The following is an 18,329-nucleotide window of genomic DNA, read 5'->3' as shown; positions in this document are numbered from 1 at the left end:
AGGCTGTAGACTCTGCTGTCATTTCCACCTCACCTCCCGTTGTCATTCCCAAACTTCCCGCCTGTCATTCCCAATTCAATTGGGAATCCATAATTAGTGTTTGTCCATAAAGCCCATTTTCAACCTCACCCCGACCCTCTCCTATCATGGAGAGGGAGACAAAAAGTTCCCCTTCTCTTTTCCCGTTCTCCGTAGTATCCATTCTCCGTCCATTCTCCGTAGCAAGACTGCGAAGGATGAATAGGTTTACTCCGAAGGATGAACTACGAAGGATGAATAGGAGAAGGGATTAGGTTTACCACGTGAAATCTCTTTTTTTTATTTCACTATGTGAATGAGGTAAAACAGAATGAAAAATATAATTCTACCAGATTTTCAAGTTTACGGATGCACACTAATTAATTCTTTTGGAATTATTTGTTTAGAAGTGAGAATAATAACCAAAAGACTGGATTCCCCTCCCCAATTGCAATGACTATTTGAATTTTTTAAATTTCAGATATATTCTGTAGGATTTTTAAAAATAGTTTAGACTTTTTTTAAATATATTTCAAAAAAGTTATGACTTTTTTCAAATAAATTTAAAAATTATCTTGAAAATTTTGTTTTTTGTGAATTATCTAAAAGAGTTAATATAAATAATCTAAAAGAATTTATTTTTGAATACCCGGAAATCAAAAAGGGTTATATCTTATATGACGGAAAATTTTCTCAGGAAGATAGGATTACTTATATGCCTATTTGGCTTTGTTAAGAAAATAATTAAATATTTTTATTTAAATTTGGAGGAAGGATGAAAGACAAAATAATATCATTTACTGAAAGTTTAAAATCTGACAGAAGGATTGAAACATTTGATGAAGCTGCTACAAAACAAGCGATTGTACTGAGATTACTAAGTTTACTTGGTTGGGATACTTTTAATATTTCTGAAGTAAGTCCAGAATATTCAGTTGGTTCTCAAAGAGTTGATTATTCTTTGAGAATTAATAATAGCAACAAGGTTTTCATTGAAGTAAAAAAAATTAGTGAAGAATTAGAAAACCATCAAGCTCAGTTGCTCAATTATTCTTTTCAGGAAGGTGTCAAACTGGCAGTTTTAACTAATGGTATAACCTGGTGGTTTTATCTTCCGTTAAATGAAGGTAGTTGGGAACAAAGAAAATTCTACTCAATAGACTTACTTCAACAAGAATCTGAAAATGTTGCTGATAGATTTATTGATTTTCTTTCTAAAGAAAATGTTTCATCAGGACAGGCTATAACAAATGCAGAAGCAATTTACACAAGCCAGAAAAAGAAAAACATTATTCAATTAACTATTAAAAAGGCTTGGAATAAAATTATTTCTGAATCTGATGACTTGCTTGTTGATTTATTAAATGAAACAACAGAAAAGTTATGTGGTTATAAAGCAACTGATGAACAGATAGAAAATTTCCTATCAAAAAATAAGGACTCTTTAATTATATCAGAAATACAAGTTCAAAAACCTGTTTCATATCCTAAGACAGAAAAAATACAAAGGGTATTTACTAAAACAAAAAGTAGATATTCTGGGAAATCAATATCTTCATTTATATTCAGAGGTACTGAGTATGAGGTTCGTTTTTGGAAAGATGTTTTAATTACTTTATGTGATGTTATTGTTTCTACTAATAAAAATGAATTTGATAAAGTTTTATCACTTGTTGGTCGCAAGCGACCATACTATACAAAAAATGGGAATGAATTACGAAAACATAAAAAAATTAAGCATACTAATATTTATGTTGAAACCAATCTTAGTGCAAATAGTATTGTAGATTTATGTTATAGAACCATATCACTTTTTGGTTATTCAAAAAATGATTTAAAAATAAATGCAAAATAGTTAAATACTTTTAGCCCACTAATCTGTTGGGGATTAAAGAAAAAGTGACACAAAAAAAGTTGAAACTTATCAAATGATTGGTTTTAAAGACTGGATTCCCGCTTTCACGGGAATGACAAGGAAGCATGAATTGGGGATAAAAATGTTTAAAATAAATAAAAAAAACATTACCTGCCCACCCCACAATTCTTTCACTCCACTGTCATTCCCGACCTGATCGGGAATCCATAAAAGGAAAATTCATTACTTGAGATTTCTATATGGATAAAACATACTATGTTTACATTTTAGCAAGCAAAAGAAATGGTACTTTATACATCGGCGTTACAAACAATTTAGAAAGAAGAATGTATGAGCATAAGAATAAAACTATTGGGGGTTTTACCAAAAAATATAGTGTTGATAAACTTGTTCACTTTGAAACAACAAATGACATTAGATTTGCTATTCAAAGAGAAAAGCAATTAAAAAAATGGTATAGAAAATGGAAAATTGAGCTTATTGAGAAAGAGAATCCTGAATGGAAGGACTTATCAAAAGATTGGTTTGAATAAACTGGATTCCCGCATCCGCGGGAATGACATGGAGAGGGGTGGGAATGACACCTTTTCGTGGTTTTATGAACATATTAAAGTAAGAAAAGGAAATAAAATATGAAAGAATCCTTATCCTGCCAAGTCTGCACTGCATTATTAATAAAAACAAAAATAAATGGAATCACTGTCTATGAATGTCCTATTTGTGGGCAACTGCATAATGAAAACGGGGAAATGATTGAATACAAGGATTTATATCCAAATAATAAAAAATGATATAAAATATACTTATAACCTATTCATATCGTTTATAATATAAATTAAACTGTTAATAAATTCAAACTTGATTACATATATTTTGCATAAGAATCAATTAAAAACTCACTTCGCAGGCATCATTTTATTCCTGTCGCTTCTTTTTTTCTATCCATTATTTGCTGAACCCCTAAAAATCAAATCCATTGAAATTACAGGCAATAAACATTTCTCTCAAGCAGAAATTCTTAAATCATTAAGAATAAAGGAAGGCGATGAGTTCTCCTATCAGGAGCTTAATAATAATTTAAACAATGTTCTTCAACTCTATAAAAATAAAGGATTTTATTTAATACAAATTCTCCCTCCAGAAGTTCTACCAGATGAATCTGGAGAATTCGTAAACATAAAAATTGAAATCCTTGAAAACAATAAGCTTATAGTATCGGATATTAACTTCTCTGGCAATCGGTACTTTTCAAATGATAAATTGAAAAAGATGATCTCTACAAAATCCGCTCAGCCCTTCTCAATCGAAAAGCTAAATGCAGATTTGAAATCCATTGTCGATGCTTATGGAGAGAAAGGTTATCCATTTTGTGAAGTTGCAATAGACAGTCTATCAATAAATAATGAAAAAATATCTGTCCTGTGCAGAATTATAGAAAATGATTTTGTTAGAATTTCTGAGCTAATTTTCAAAGGGAATGAAATTACTAAAGATAAGACATTAAAACTTATTACAAATTTTGAAGAGAATAAAATCTATAGAAACTCAAGGATAGAATCAGCAAAACGGAATCTAATTCATAAGAAATACATTTCAGATGCTGAAATTGTTCCTCTTAATAAAAGAGAATTATTAATCACAATAAAAGAAAAACAGATGAACCATTTTCAAGGTGTCCTGGGATTCGCTTCTCAAGAAGATGTTTCATTTATTGAAAAACTTACAGGATACATTGATTTCACTTTTCTAAATATTTTAGGCACAGACAGAGAAATAAACCTTTCCTGGAGAAAATTGAAAAAAAATTCCTCTCAATTCTACATATCATACATAGAACCTTTTATCTTACATCAGCAAATTTCTGCAGAATTATCTTTTAAAAGAAAAAGCATTGATACAATTTATGTTAATTCTGAATTTCAATTAAAGACAAACTTCTTAATGAGCAGCTATGATAAAATTGGTGTGAAAATCTTTACGAAAAGCAGTCTTCAGGATACTATTCGCACAAATAAAAAAGGAGTTGGAGCAGAATGGAGAAAAGACAAATTAGACTATCCTATAAATCCGAAAACAGGTTATTATTATTCTCTATCATACGCTATAAATTGGAAAAACAAGAAATCCTATCATCAAGAAATTTCTGCAGATATCCAATGTAACATCCCGATTAATAAAAGTAAAAATAATATATTGTCTTTACGCGGTCGCACAAATCTGCTCTATACTTCTGGAGATTCCCTTTCAAAATATGATTATTATTATTTTGGCGGATACGATAATCTGCGGGGTTTTATTGACAATCAATTCAAATCAGACAAATTTTGTATATTCAATATAGAATATCGTTATCTTCTTTCTAGAGATTCAAGGGCATTTGCATTTTTGGACTATGGCTATAGTGCAGAGAATAGACATCTTTTAGGATGTGGGTTTGGAATCCATATGAAAAGTAAAATCGGAATTATAAAAATTGATTATGGAATTGGATATCAGGATAGACAATGGACTAATCCGCTTGATGGAACTTTGCATTTTGGAATAGAAACAGGGTTTTAGAAACTTGCCTGTCCGTCAACCTGTCCTCCGCAGTCCCGACTTTTTTCGGGACGGAGGGTGGAAGCACAGCGAAGATGGAATACTTGATTATTTCCCAAGTTTCCAATTTCCAGTTTCAAGTTTCATTTTTATAGGAGAATGATTGAAATTAACACAATTAGAATTGACAGGATTTAAGTCCTTTGCCGATACAACAAAATTCAGTTTCTCAAAGGGACTAACTGGAATTGTTGGCCCAAACGGTTGTGGAAAATCTAATATTTCCGATGCAATTCACTGGGTCCTTGGAGAGCAAAATCCAAGAAAGTTGCGCGGGGATTCAATGAGAGATGTTATATTCAAAGGAACCAGAAAACGTGCACCACATAGTTTCACTGAAGTTTCTATAATAATTGATAATGACAAAAAAATCCTGCCTGTTGATTTTGAAGAGGTCACAATAACAAGAAAAGTCCATAGAGATGGAGAGAGTGAGTTTAAAATTAATAATAATTCCTGCCGATTAAAAGACATTCTTAACCTATTCTACGATACTGGAATGGGACGACGAGCATACTCCTTTATGGAACAAGCTATGATTGATGAACTGCTCAGCAGCAATGATGAAGAACGTAGATACCTGTTTGAAGAAGCTTCTGGAATTATGAAATATAGACAGAGTCAAAAAATAAGTGAAAATAAACTCAAATCAGTTAAGAATGACCTTACTCGCCTTGAAGATATAATAGCTGAAGTGAAGCATCAGGTAGGCATACTTCGCCATCAGGTGGGAAAAACAAAGAGATACCAAAACCTGAAACAAAAAATTAATAAAATCCAAATACAAGTTGAAGGTATAAAATTCTTTGAGGTACAAAAACAACTCAAGCCATTAGATAACGAATACCTAAATATTGAAAAAAAATTAACTGAAACCATCAAGAATATATCAAAATCTACACAAACATATAATCAAAAAAACAATAGCCTATTAAGCATTGAAAAAAAATTGAAAGAAGAACAAAACAAATTAAAAGATATTGAAACCAGAATCAATAACTATGAAAAAGAAATCTTACTTAATCGGCAGCAGATTTATAATAATAAATCAGTTCTTACAGAAAATACAAAAAGAATTCAGAAAATTGAAGACCAGAATGTATCTGTAAAAGAGAATTTAGAAAAGGATATTAAAGCATCCAAGACAATTACGGAAAAACTTTCAGAAAAAAAAATCAACGCTCAGAATATAAAAAGCCAATTATCCATTATTATAGACAAAATTAACAAACAGAATTCATCTCTTGAAGAAATAAGCAATAAAATAAACAATATAACGGGTAGTCAAAAAATACTATTAAATGAAAAATCTGAAATTAGCACAAAAAAGAATGTAATGTCTGAACAAAAAGAGATTCTGCAAAGTAAGATTTATAAATATAAAACCAAAATTGAGAATCTATTTAAACTAATTGCTAAAAATAAAGAATATGAAAAACAACGCAAATCTGAATTAAATTATCTACTTGAGCAAAAATCCTCCCTTGAATTAGAAATGCGGGAGCTGACTGACTTAGAAAACAATTTATTAAAACAAATTCATAATGATGAATTGCAAACAAAGTCTCTTGAGAAAGAAGTTCAACAGTTAATTGATTGGGAAAGCAGTTTATCTGGTTACGAAGAAGGCACAAAAAAGATTATTGAGTATTTTTCAGATAAAAAAAACATTTCTATAATGAGTGACCGTATTGAAATTGATGATAAATATATCTCTCTTATTGAAAACACATTAAAATATCTCATCTCATCCGCAGTCTGCCCTGAAAATGAAATTGAGAAGATACTGTCTTTACTTCAAAAAGAAGGTCTTAATTCAAATATACTTGTTGAAAACGCTCTGAATAATCAAACTTGTTCACAAAATTTAGAAATTAATAAGTATGATTCTGCAATACCTTTAACAAGTTTGGTAAAGATAAATAATTTGAACATCAATCCAAAAATTCTTGAAAATATCTACATGGTTCCTGATAGACAGACAGCAAAAAAGTTAGCTTTTGAAAATCGTGACTCTTATCGTGAATTACATTTCATCTCAAATGATGGTGAAATGTTTAGCAGTTTTGGAATTGTGAAAACTAATTGGCATAATTCCTATACTGATGGACTATTATCAAGGAAGAAAAAAATCAAAAAAATTCAGGGTGATATCCAGAAAAAATCTATCATGCTTGATGATTTGAATAAAAAATTAAAGGACATAGCTTCTAATAAAAAACAGAAAAGCGAAAAAATGATATCTGTTTCTGACAAGATTAAAAAACTTGAATCCATTCTGATGGATAAAAGAAAAGAAAAAATACAACTTTCCCTGCAACTTGATAATTTCACAAATTTACAAAAGGAAACAAAAGATATCCTAAATAAAACTAAAAAGGACTTGATTAAAATTGAATATAGGCAAAAAAATATTGAAGCGCAACTAAAAGAATTACCAGAAAATAATACTGAGGATTTAATTGCCAAACAGGATGAAATTCGGAAAGAACTACAGCATCTTAGAAATCAGAGGTCTAAAACTGAACAAAATCTGCAGAGATTAAATATAGAAATCGCAAAATTAGAAAAAGATGTATATTTTATTTCAGAAAATATTCGCAAAAACAAGCTTATTATGAATGAAAACGATAATCTATTAACAAAACTAAAAGAAACTATTGACCCACAGAAAAAAGAGATTGCGAATTTAGAAAAATTAATAGATGAATTAGAAAACAAATTCCGCTCCGAGATTAAGGAACTGAATAAATTTAAGGCAAAAGCACTAAAAGAAGAAAATCAATTTCATACACTTCAGGACCAAATAGATGAGCTTAAATTAAAATTACACGAATTTGAATTTAAAAAGGATATTTTTACTGAAAATAAACAAAATATTGAATTAAAAATTCAAGAGGCAAAATTGAATTTGAATCATATCCAGGAGAATGTAATCTCTCATTTTCATCATGACCTTACACACGATAATGAGAAAGAATATGCAGGTTTAGACCCAAATGATTTAAACAGCGAGATAGTAAAGAATCAAAAACTGCTTGATAATTTAGGTCCAATAAATTTAGCAGCAATTGATGACTATGCTACTCAAAAAAAACGACTAAAATTTCTAAATGAACAAATGGAAGATTTGATACAATCTCAAAAGAATCTACAGCAGGCAATTTCACAACTTAACGAAACTGCAAAAAAGATGTTTTTAAATACTTTTAAACAAATTCAAGAAAATTTTGAAATGATTTTCAAAGAAGTTTTTAATGGTGGTAAAGGAACTCTCCGTTTGGAAGATATATCACATCCATTAGATTCAAAAATTGAAATCCTTGCCAGCCCGAAAGGAAAGAGAATCTTAAATATAAATCTACTTTCTACAGGAGAAAAAGCTCTAACTGCAATAGCTTTGATGTTCTCAATATATCTGGTAAAACCGAGTCCATTTTGTATTCTTGATGAGATTGATGCACCACTGGATGATGCTAATATAAATCGTTTCCTTCATCTTTTAAATAAATTTTCAGAGAGCACCCAATTTATCATTATTACTCATAATAAACGAACTGTGGAAGCCGTTGATTACCTATATGGAATTACTATGGAGGAAAGCGGAGTTTCTAAAATCGTTTCGGTAAATCTATCTTAATAATAATTTATAAATGAAGCATTTCCTACCTCTTATAATATTGATATTATTTTCCATTCAATTATGGAGCAATGAATTAGAGATAAAGCTTGATTCAATAGATTCGTTATTTATCTTTAAAAAGGGAAAGATTCAAGGAGATAGTCCTTTTTTATACTTTTCTGGTAAAATGCTCCAACAAAATAGAGAGTATTACGAATCAATCGCTTATTTTGAAGAATACCTTTGCAAAAATCCAGAGGATTCACTGTCTTTATATGCTCTTTTCAATATTGCTGACTCCTATTTAATGCTGGATTACACGGATATGGCTTTTACAATCTTTTCTGAACTTAATGATAGATTTCCGTTTTCAAAATTAGGAATTCTATCCTTAAAAAAAATGGGAGATATATATTTCTCAAGAGAAGATTACTCAAAAGCGAAGCTTCTTTATCAAAATTTCGTTTATCATAATTTTGATTTAGACATCAAGGATTATGCCTTTTTCCAGATAGAACGTTGTAATTACTATCTTGGTATAACAAAACATCCAACTGAGATATTTCAAAACTTCATTAAAAAATATCCTCGCAGTAAGCTTTGTCCAGAACTCAGGTTTGAGCTGGGAAATTATTATTTCAAAATCAGGAAATACGCTGAATCAATTAATGAGTATAACAAAATAGTTGATATAAATCCAGAAGTAAGTTGGTTGGATTCCGTATATTTTCAATTAGCTTTGATTTATCATGAACAAAAGGACTGGAAGAATACTATTAAAAATATAAATAATCTTACCCAAAATTTTCCTGAATCTAATTTTAAAAAGAAAGCATATAAACTTCTTATAGATGGCTTATTAGCCGAGAACAATTTCCTGTTGGCTATAAACACATTGAATTCAACTATCCAATCAACTCGTCATGATGAAAGGAATGAATATTATCAGATGCTTGCAGACATCTATGAAAAATTCGGTTTATACAATGAAGTTATGGATATCTACCAGATAATGCTGCAGAATGAAAACGATGAAGAAAAAAAGGAAATGCTTCATAATAGAATCTCTGAGTTAAGAAAAAAGACTGGTAAAATAGAGGATAGTTTGCACTATTTTAATAATAAGCAAATGAAATCTAATTAGAAAATTTTTTCTTTAATAGGATAAAAAAAATTGACATCAATAATAGAAAATATATTTTTTTGTTAAAGCCGAAGTGGCGAAATTGGTAGACGCACTGGACTCAAAATCCAGCGCTGTTTTACAGCATGCCGGTTCGAGTCCGGCCTTCGGCACTAAAAATGTGTAACTTAGGAGTAATCGTATTTTATCTTGCTATTTAACCATATATTTGCGTTCAATACGTTAGTTTGCCTTAAAGGTTTATAAGGCAAATGAAATTATTAAATTATTCATAAAATCATCCAAAGGAGACCATAAAAAATGAATAAAAAAATTAAACTAATCCTATGTCTAGGATTATTTATAAGCTTCGCTGTTGTATCAACTATACCAGCATACGCTGGATCTGAAGCAACTTGCATATTCCTGCTTATTGAACCTGGCTCACGCCCGGGTGGGATGGGCCACTCTTATGTATCAATAGCAGAGGGAGGAATCGCTTCCTGGTGGAACCCAGGCGGACTTGCTTTCATCAAACATTCTGATATAGACCTTATGCACTCAAATTGGTTTGGCGATGTTATAGATGATATGTACTACGAATATCTCGGATATGTTCAATATTTTGAAGGAATTGGATCACTGGGATTAAATGTAACCTATATGACTTATGGTGAATCAGAAGCAAGAGATAAAAATGGAGATTATTTGTGTACTTTTACCAGTTATGAAATTGCTATTGGTGCTGTATATGGCACTGAAATTAAAAATGATCTTGGAATAGGCATAAATATTAAAGGAATCATTAGTGGATTATGCCCACCAATAAATATGGGAGATTCCCAATTAGAGGGAACAGGATATACATTTGTAGTTGATATGGGTTTACTAAAAAAGAATTTTATCATCCCCCGTCTTTCCTGTGGAATTAATATCCAAAATTTTGGTCCAGATATGACTTATGCTAATTCAGAAAATAGTCAACCTATGCCCTTAAATTTACGAGCTGGCTTTTCTTATAAAATTCTTGATTCAAAATATAACAAAATGACAGCTTCTGCTGATATAAACAAGATGCTTGTGAAGCCAGAAGACCCTTTATGGAAAAGATGGTTTACCTCATTGTATGATGACGACTTTCAGTATGAGATTGATTCTATGATAGAAAATATTGGTGTGGAATACAAATACTACAATCTAATCTCTTTACGAGCTGGTTATGTAAATGATGTTGCAGGGCATATCAGAGGTGTTTCATTTGGTGGTGGTATTAGTTATGAATTCTCCAAAGGAAAAGAATTATCATTTGATTTTGCCCTACAACCTGCTGGTGAACTTACTACTAATAATAAAACCTTTTCTTTAGGGATAAAATTCTAATAATACCACTAAATAATCTGAGAATTCTCTTTTGCAATTATTGTGTAATGGTAAAATATGTTCATCATCAAAATCTTTATAAAAGGGTAATAATATGATATTGAAAGCCAATACTAAGATTGTCTCACTGAAAAATGTAATAATTGTATTCTATTTAATCTTGTTTGTTTTTCCCTTTCTTGCAGTAGGTAAAACAAATAATTTGAAAATTCTAAAAAAAGAAGATACTCGTATTACAAAGCATTTTCAGAAAATTAAACGTTTACCCAATATTTATAGAGAAAAGTTTCAGATTCGTAAAGAAAGAAAGAAATTTTTAAAAAGAAATGGTGATGAATATGGAGTTAATCTCCTTGTGCTCTTGGTTGATTTTATAAAAGAAGAACCTGATAATCCTAAAACAACAGGAAATGGAAAATTTGACTTTAGCGATTATGATTATTTTACTGATGAAAATAGCGAATTAGATTCAGTTAGAACAATTGGTTCTCCTCCTCATGACTCTACATATTTTCATCAATGTATCATTGCAATGCAATACTATTATCAAACTGCAAGTTTAGGCGTCTTAAACTCATTTGACCCTTTCACTGAAGTTAATTTCCATTTTAAAATATTTCCTAATAAAGCCGATACAGCGTATCATCTCCCTCATGAAATGGCTTATTATAATCCAGATACTGAAGATTGGAATTTAAAAACTGAAAGATTTACTGAATATTTCAAAGATGCTATAATTTCAGCAGATACAACAAATTTTCCTCAAACTTCTGATATTAACTTTTCTGACTACAATCACATTATGCTAATTCATGCAGGTTCTGATTGGCAGCATGATGTTTTTTGGGACACACCTTGTGACCTTCCCTCATTCTTTATTAGTTTAGAGGATGATTCAATCGCTGTTACAAATAGTGCTGGTGATACAACATATATCAAGGAAGCAGCAAATGTGCCAGAAACAATCTCACAAGACTTTTACAAAAGTAGACATTACCAGTTCGGATTTGGAGCACCAATTGCGGAAATGGTTCATGAATTCGGACATAGTCTTGGCTTTGTTGATTTATACAATACAAACAATATGTTTCCTGCTGTGGGCTACTGGGATATTATGGATAGCGGCGGAATGACAGCTGTGGTTTCTATAGACGCCACAGTAAGTCCGCAAGATACTATTGTTATAGAAGGAGCACTCCCAATCCTACCGTCTGTCTGGTCAAGATTACTTATATGGGAAAATGCATTCAAGAATTCGGGAAAATATGTTGAAGTTACTTCCCCAAAGGAAATATTAATTGATGCTGCTGAATTTCCTTTTACTGCAAATCCTCAGTTTATCAAAATCCCAATTAATGATGAGGAATATTTCTTATTGGAGAATCGCGAGACTGATATTGATGGAGATGGAACAACTGGTATAAAACTTGATGATGTTACTAAGAGAGTTCCACTATATCCTGCCGACACTACAAACTGGCTGCCAAACAATGAATATGATTTTATGCTTCCTACTTATGACCCATATCTTGAAGCTGAAACAAATGGTGGACTGTGTATCTGGCATATTGATGATTATGTAATTTATGATGAAATCGTTTATGTAGATGGAAAGCCATATAGTAGGTTTGAGGCAAATTCTGTTAATGGAAAATCTGGCCGAAAAGGTGTAAAATTGTTGGAAGCAGATGGTATCTGGGATATTGGAAATCCATACTCAAATTATGCTGCTGGGACTCTGTATGAGCCCTTTTTCAAAACAAAACCCGGTATATGGACTCCAGGTGATTCTAATAGATTTCATAATTATCACTTTGGACCAACAACTACACCAAACTCATTTAGTAATGAGAATATAAATTCTTTAATGGAAATTTTTGACATCAGCAATTATGGAACTACTATGAGCTTTAAGTTCCAATATCAACTATATAGCAATATAAAATCAATCACTCCTGCAAGTAAGTTCAATCCAGATAATGAGATTCTATTTTTTGAGGATTCAATATTTGGCACAAAAAATATAGCTTTTACCTCAGATTCTATGCTTACTATCAATAATGACATTTTTGAAGATTTTCCTTATAGTTTTAATAAAAGAATATCTCAACCCATCTCTTTATTAAAAAGAGAAACAGATAACTTTATCATAGTTGCATTTGAAGACTCAATTGCATTGGTAAATTTTAACCTAAATAATTACCCATATCTTTCCTCATTTGGAACATACACTAATGATATAATATCAGACTCCCCTATTGCTATTTCAAAAAATAAGATATTAGTCCCGACAGAGAACCATATAACAATATATAAGATAGTAAATAATAATCTAATGTTTTATGATAAGGAATATGCAAATAATCCTAAAATTGCATATAATAATTCCAGACGGGAAATTGTCGTTCTAAATTATCCCAATACAATTGCAATTTATGATACGAGTTTATCAATTCCTCCTATTGCAGAATTCTCTATTTCATCAAATTTTGGGGAATTTTATCCTGTAATTGAAAATAAAGATTCAACCCAGGTTATCTATTTCCAGGATGCTGGCGGCTCTATTTACAAGATTGAAGAGGATAAGATAGAGAAAATTTTTGCAGAGGAAAGTTATAATTTTAGTAAAATTTCAAACATTGCCCTTGGTGATGTTAATAACGATGGCATACATGATATTGTGTTTACGGCAGATAATACAATCTTTGCAATTCAACCCAATGGTGCATTATTAGAAAAATTTCCTATAATCCCAAATGCAGTTAATTACTCACCTTCAGTTTTACCAATAATTGGAAAATCTCTATTGCCTGAAAACATATCTCTCTTTCTACCAACTGCATCTAACTGGACACAAGCTATTTCAGAAGATTGTGTGATAGTCCCGGAATATAGTTTTTCACTCGGATATTCTCATTCATCTCCATACATCAATTTCACAGATGATTCAACATATATTTATTTTCCAGTATCGGACTCAATAATAAAAATTTTCTCGTTTGATAATGAAGCTGTCGGGGAATCTGAAATTTACTGGAATGGCTACAAAAATGGACCTGAAAGGTGGAGCTGTTTGAATGAAATAACTAAAGGAAAACCTGACTCTACTGAATATTTACGAATTATTGCATTCCCCAATCCTGCTAAAAAAGGCGATGTAAGAATCAGAATAAACTCGCCAGAAGAGACATACTCAAGTATTCATATTTATAATTTGACTGCAAAATTACTTTTTAAGGATGAAAAAGAAATTCAAGCATACATAAACGAGGACTATGTTTGGAATATAGACAGAATCACTTCTGGCATTTATTTTGCAATTGTTAAGGTCGGGAGTCAGAAAAGATTGGTAAAAATTGGTATTGCAAAATGAAAAAAAGAATCTTATTTATATTAACAATAATTTTTTTATTATGCTCTACGCTTTCCGCACAACAGCTAAAGTCAAAAACAAAAGCAGCCTTGCTTTCTTCCTTGTTGCCAGGTGCTGGAGAATTTTACTCCAAAAATAATACTTCAGCTCTTATTAGTCTTGCAAGCGAGACTATTCTCTGGCTTGGATATTTTGGATTCTTACAGGAAGCAGACTGGGCAGAAAGAGACTACAAAATATATGCATCTGCATATTCTGGAAGTAATATTGCAAATGGTAGTGCTCAATATTACAAAGATCTTCAACATTACTTTTCCAGTACAGAATATAATAATAATGCCAGAATATATGCAAGGTGGAGACTCGGACTTACAGATTCACAATTGCAAAGTTATGATTTAGAGAAATGGAATCAAGAAGACCACGACGAATTCCTTTATAATAATCTTTATCAAGGGAATGAAGAATGGAATTGGCACTCAGAAGATATCTGGTATAGATATGGAGAGTTGCGGCGTGAGAAAAACAAATTTAAGATTTTAGCAAAATTTACTATCGGCGCTATGATTGCAAATAGAGTAATAAGCATGATTAAAGCGGTTCGTTCTACTGCTAAATATAACAAAAATTTAACTGTCAAAAAGGATTTTTCTTTTCATATTGACTTTAATCCTAAAAGCGAGAAAATAACCTTTGCTCTTGTAAAGAGATTCTAAAACAAGAAATGAAGTTAATAAAACTGAACGCTGATAATTGCCTATAGAATGGAAAATCAAATGCTATACATTAATGAAAGCATTTTTTTCAACTTCTCTGAAGTTAGAAAAATTTTAATACCCTTTTTAAAGACTAATTATCTGCCTTCTAAAAAGACAATTAGGAGCAAAATTAGGTATCCGTGAAATACTTGTAAGTTTGCCGAATAAAGAGCATATCCATTATTTTTGAATAGAGTTCAGGCAAAAATCGGATATTTTATGCTCTGATTTTTAACAAATATTTTCTTTACAAAAATTCTTTAATTTTAAAGAATTTATAATCTATATTTAAAAACATAAAAATTTATTACATTGGAGGATTAATATGGCTATAGTATTAGATGGCTCAGGATTAACAGTTGAAAAACTGGTTCAAATCGCTAGGCACAATGAAAAGGTTGAGCTTCATCCAGAAGCTTTGAAAAAGATTAATATATGTCGTGCTATGCTGGAAGAAAAGATTCAAAGACATGAAATTATGTATGGAGTCAATACTGGTATAGGCGAATTTTCTGAAGTGGTATTGGATGATGAGCAGACGAAACAATTTCAGAAGTATTTGATTTATAATCACGCAGCTGGTATCGGTGACCCAGCACCTATTGAATATATTCGTGGAGCAATGGCAAGCAGAATAAATGTCCTTGCCAAAGGAAAATCAGGATGCAGACCTGAAATTCCTCTAACTTTTATTGAAATGTTGAACAAAGGCGTTACCCCTGTTGTATGTCAGAAAGGTTCTGTTGGGGCAAGTGGAGATTTGGCTCCAATGGCTCAACTTGCTCTTTTGCTAATGGGTGAAGGGGAGGCATATTACAAAGGAGAAAAGTTACCCGGCAAAGTTGCAATGGAACGAGCAAGAATTACTATTCCAGGGTTAAAAGCCAGAGATGGACTGGCTGCTATTAATGGCTCAAACTTACTTACTGCTATGAGCGCTATTCAATTATATGATATCAATCGCTGGCTTAAACAAGCAGAAATTGCCTGTGCAATGACACTGGAAGCATTATATGCCAATATGAAGCCTTATGACATTCGTTTACACCAGATAAGAGGCTTTTCTGGAGCTGTTAGAACCGCTAAAGCTCTGAATAAATGTGTAGAAGGAAGCGACCTTCTAACTGGCAAATTTAAAATGAAGGTTCAGGATGCCTATTCTATGCGTTCCACTCCACAAGTAATTGGTGCAGTCCACGATGCTGTAGCTTACGCCAAAAGTCAAGTAGAAATAGAACTTAATGGTGTGGGTGATAATCCTGTTTTCTTCCCAGAATACAAATTAACAATAACAGGAGCCAATTTTCAAGGAAGCCCTGTTTCATTACCTATGGATATGATAAGTGCTGCTGTAACTATGGTATGTGTTATGTCTGAAAGAAGACTCAACCGTTTAACGAATCCAGCATTGAGTATTGGATTACCTCCATTTTTAACAAAGGGAGCTGGTATGATGTCTGGATTAATGCTCAGTCAGTATACTGCATGTATGCAAATTGTTGAACAGCGTATCCTTTCTGTTCCTGCTTCTATTCAATCTATTCCTGCTGCTGCTGACCAGGAAGATTTTGTTTCTATGGGAATGAATACTGCTATCAAAAATGACCAGATTTTAGATAATGCTTATGGAGTGCTGGGAATAGAATTCATGGCAGCAGCGCAAGCTTTAGATTTCCGAGATTTTAATCCAGGTAAAGGTGTAGCCACAGCGAAAAAGGTAATTAGGAAATATGTGGATTTCCTTGATGAAGACCGTCCCTTATACTCTGACCATACAAGAATGAAAGAATTAGTTAAATCTTGTGAAATTTTGGAAGAAGTGGAAAGGGTTATAGGAAATTTGGAATAAGTGAAAAGAAACGATACTATGTGCGCAGCGAAACGAGTCTCAAGTTCGCTGCGCCAATTTTCTGCTTTGAATTATCGTAAAGGATAATTAAGTTCGTCATGGAGTGGTCCGTTCTTCATAGCAGTAGAACTGCTATTGCGAAGGATGAATCCATGACGACTCCTCAGAAGATGCGTCCCTAATTTAAATATTCAAACTGTCCTTCCAATTCCTTTGCAGAAAGTGGATATAGTCCCATAATCAATTCTTCAACACTCTTACGGTCACATTGTTAAATACTTGATCATCAGCTAATATATTATGTTAGATTTAAAAGCATGCATTTAAAGAAAAAATTTCCAATGAAAAAAATCTATTTAATTGTAATATTTACCTTAATCAGTTCTTGTGGTTACTATGATGTATATTTTAACACCTTTTACAATGCTAAAAGATACTATACAGAAGCAAAAACAGCCAAAGAAAAAAACAATAATAAAGTAAATTCAAGCATTAAAAAGACATTTGAAAAATCTATTGCAAAATGCACTTATGTTATAAAGGAATACCCAAAAAGCAGATATGTGGACGATGCTATCTTCTTAATGGGACGATGCTTTTTTGAACAAGAGAATTATCTGAAAGCGTTGAAGAAATTTCAGGAAATTGAACAGTATTACAATGAAAGTCCATCATACCCTTTAACTAAACTATACCTTGCAAGAACATATCTTAAACTAAAAAAAATTGATGAAGCAAAAACCCAGTTTAATATTATTTTCAACAATGATAAATTTATGCCTTGCCGCGAACAAGCATATCTATATCTATCAAAATATTATCTTGAAGAAAAGAATTATGTCCCGGCAAAAGCAATTCTCCAGACTTTAATTGAAAAGAAAATCTCAAAAGAATCCTACCTGAACGCTCTTTTCCAATACGCACAAATTGAATATCAAAATGAAGAATATGATAACTCATTGGTCATTTTTAATAAGCTTCTTTCAAACAGTCCCCCCAAACGAATGAGGTTAGATACAAGATTTTATATTGGTAAGATTTATATGGAGTTAAACCAATACAAAAAGGCAGAGAAACAATTCAAAAAGCTAAAGAAAGATGAAATAATTGATGATAAGATTAATGAAATTGATTTGAACATCGGAATTTGTTATGCTTATTTAGAAGATACAGAAACTGCATTTTCAATTTTTGAGAAGTTAATTAACGAAAATAAAGGGAAACAAATTGCAGATATAGCGTATTATTATTGGGGAGATATATATTTTTCTCTACTTCATAATTATCAAAATGCTGTAGAGAAATTTCAAAAAGTAAAATCTAAAAAAATTGATAAAGAATTAATGGCAGATGCTTTAAAAAAAATCAAGACTGCTAATCAATTCATTGCTTATGAATCAAAACAAAATTCCGATGATATACTTGAACTTGTTGAAGCCCAATTCAATATTGCTGAATACTATAATTTGAATCTATCTTTACCGGACTCAACAATCGCAATATATGATAAAATCATCAATCAATTAAGTAATTTGAATGAACAACTGGATTCTCTCAATATACTTTACCATAATTTTATTGAGGATAGTCTTGAAACAAATATTCAGGATAGTCTGAGCTTTATTCCTGACAGTTTGACTGCAATTCCAGTATCGGATACAATTAAGTCTGATATAGATACTTTAGATAAAAAATTACATATAGATGATGTTACCAAAGAAAATTTAGAAAT

The 18,329-nt window shown here is 31.4% G+C and carries 10 protein-coding genes and 1 tRNA gene; all 11 read left to right on the top strand.

What is annotated here, in order from left to right:
* The first annotated feature begins 793 nt into the window (after positions 1 to 793).
* A complete protein-coding gene (locus U9R23_00505; protein ID MEA3474919.1) occupies positions 794 to 1,873 on the top strand; it encodes a restriction endonuclease subunit R in 1,080 nt (359 codons plus the stop codon).
* A gap of 260 nt (positions 1,874 to 2,133) precedes the next feature.
* Positions 2,134 to 2,427 carry a GIY-YIG nuclease family protein gene (locus U9R23_00500; protein MEA3474918.1) on the top strand — a complete coding sequence of 98 codons (294 nt, stop codon included), beginning with the start codon at positions 2,134 to 2,136 and terminating at the stop codon, positions 2,425 to 2,427.
* 325 nt (positions 2,428 to 2,752) lie between these two features.
* Positions 2,753 to 4,453, top strand: coding sequence for a POTRA domain-containing protein (locus U9R23_00495; GenBank protein MEA3474917.1), 1,701 nt, complete (start codon positions 2,753 to 2,755; stop codon positions 4,451 to 4,453).
* Positions 4,454 to 4,595: 142 nt separating this feature from the next.
* Complete coding sequence (smc, locus tag U9R23_00490) at positions 4,596 to 8,132, top strand: chromosome segregation protein SMC (protein MEA3474916.1); 3,537 nt, start codon at positions 4,596 to 4,598, stop codon at positions 8,130 to 8,132.
* Positions 8,133 to 8,145: 13 nt separating this feature from the next.
* Positions 8,146 to 9,258, top strand: a complete 1,113-nt coding sequence (locus U9R23_00485) for a tetratricopeptide repeat protein (protein ID MEA3474915.1) — start codon at positions 8,146 to 8,148, stop codon at positions 9,256 to 9,258.
* A gap of 67 nt (positions 9,259 to 9,325) precedes the next feature.
* Positions 9,326 to 9,410, top strand: a tRNA-Leu gene (locus U9R23_00480).
* Positions 9,411 to 9,558: 148 nt separating this feature from the next.
* Positions 9,559 to 10,617: a PorV/PorQ family protein gene (locus U9R23_00475; protein MEA3474914.1), complete on the top strand. Its 1,059-nt coding sequence runs from the start codon at positions 9,559 to 9,561 to the stop codon at positions 10,615 to 10,617.
* 94 nt (positions 10,618 to 10,711) lie between these two features.
* The gene (locus U9R23_00470) at positions 10,712 to 13,990 is read left to right on the top strand and encodes a T9SS type A sorting domain-containing protein (GenBank protein MEA3474913.1); all 3,279 of its coding nucleotides are present in this window, start codon (positions 10,712 to 10,714) and stop codon (positions 13,988 to 13,990) included.
* The gene (locus U9R23_00465) at positions 13,987 to 14,706 is read left to right on the top strand and encodes a hypothetical protein (GenBank protein MEA3474912.1); all 720 of its coding nucleotides are present in this window, start codon (positions 13,987 to 13,989) and stop codon (positions 14,704 to 14,706) included. The genes U9R23_00470 and U9R23_00465 overlap by 4 nt, the downstream gene beginning before the upstream one ends.
* Before the next feature lie 367 nt (positions 14,707 to 15,073).
* Entirely contained in the window at positions 15,074 to 16,597 is a 1,524-nt protein-coding gene (locus U9R23_00460; GenBank protein ID MEA3474911.1) for an aromatic amino acid ammonia-lyase, read from the top strand.
* A gap of 341 nt (positions 16,598 to 16,938) precedes the next feature.
* On the top strand, positions 16,939 to 18,329 hold a 1,391-nt coding region (locus U9R23_00455), incomplete at its 3' end, for a tetratricopeptide repeat protein (GenBank protein MEA3474910.1).

This window comes from Candidatus Cloacimonadota bacterium, from assembly GCA_034722995.1.
GTDB lineage: Bacteria > Cloacimonadota > Cloacimonadia > JGIOTU-2 > JGIOTU-2 > JAGMCF01.
This window is presented reverse-complemented; position numbering and strand designations above follow the sequence as displayed.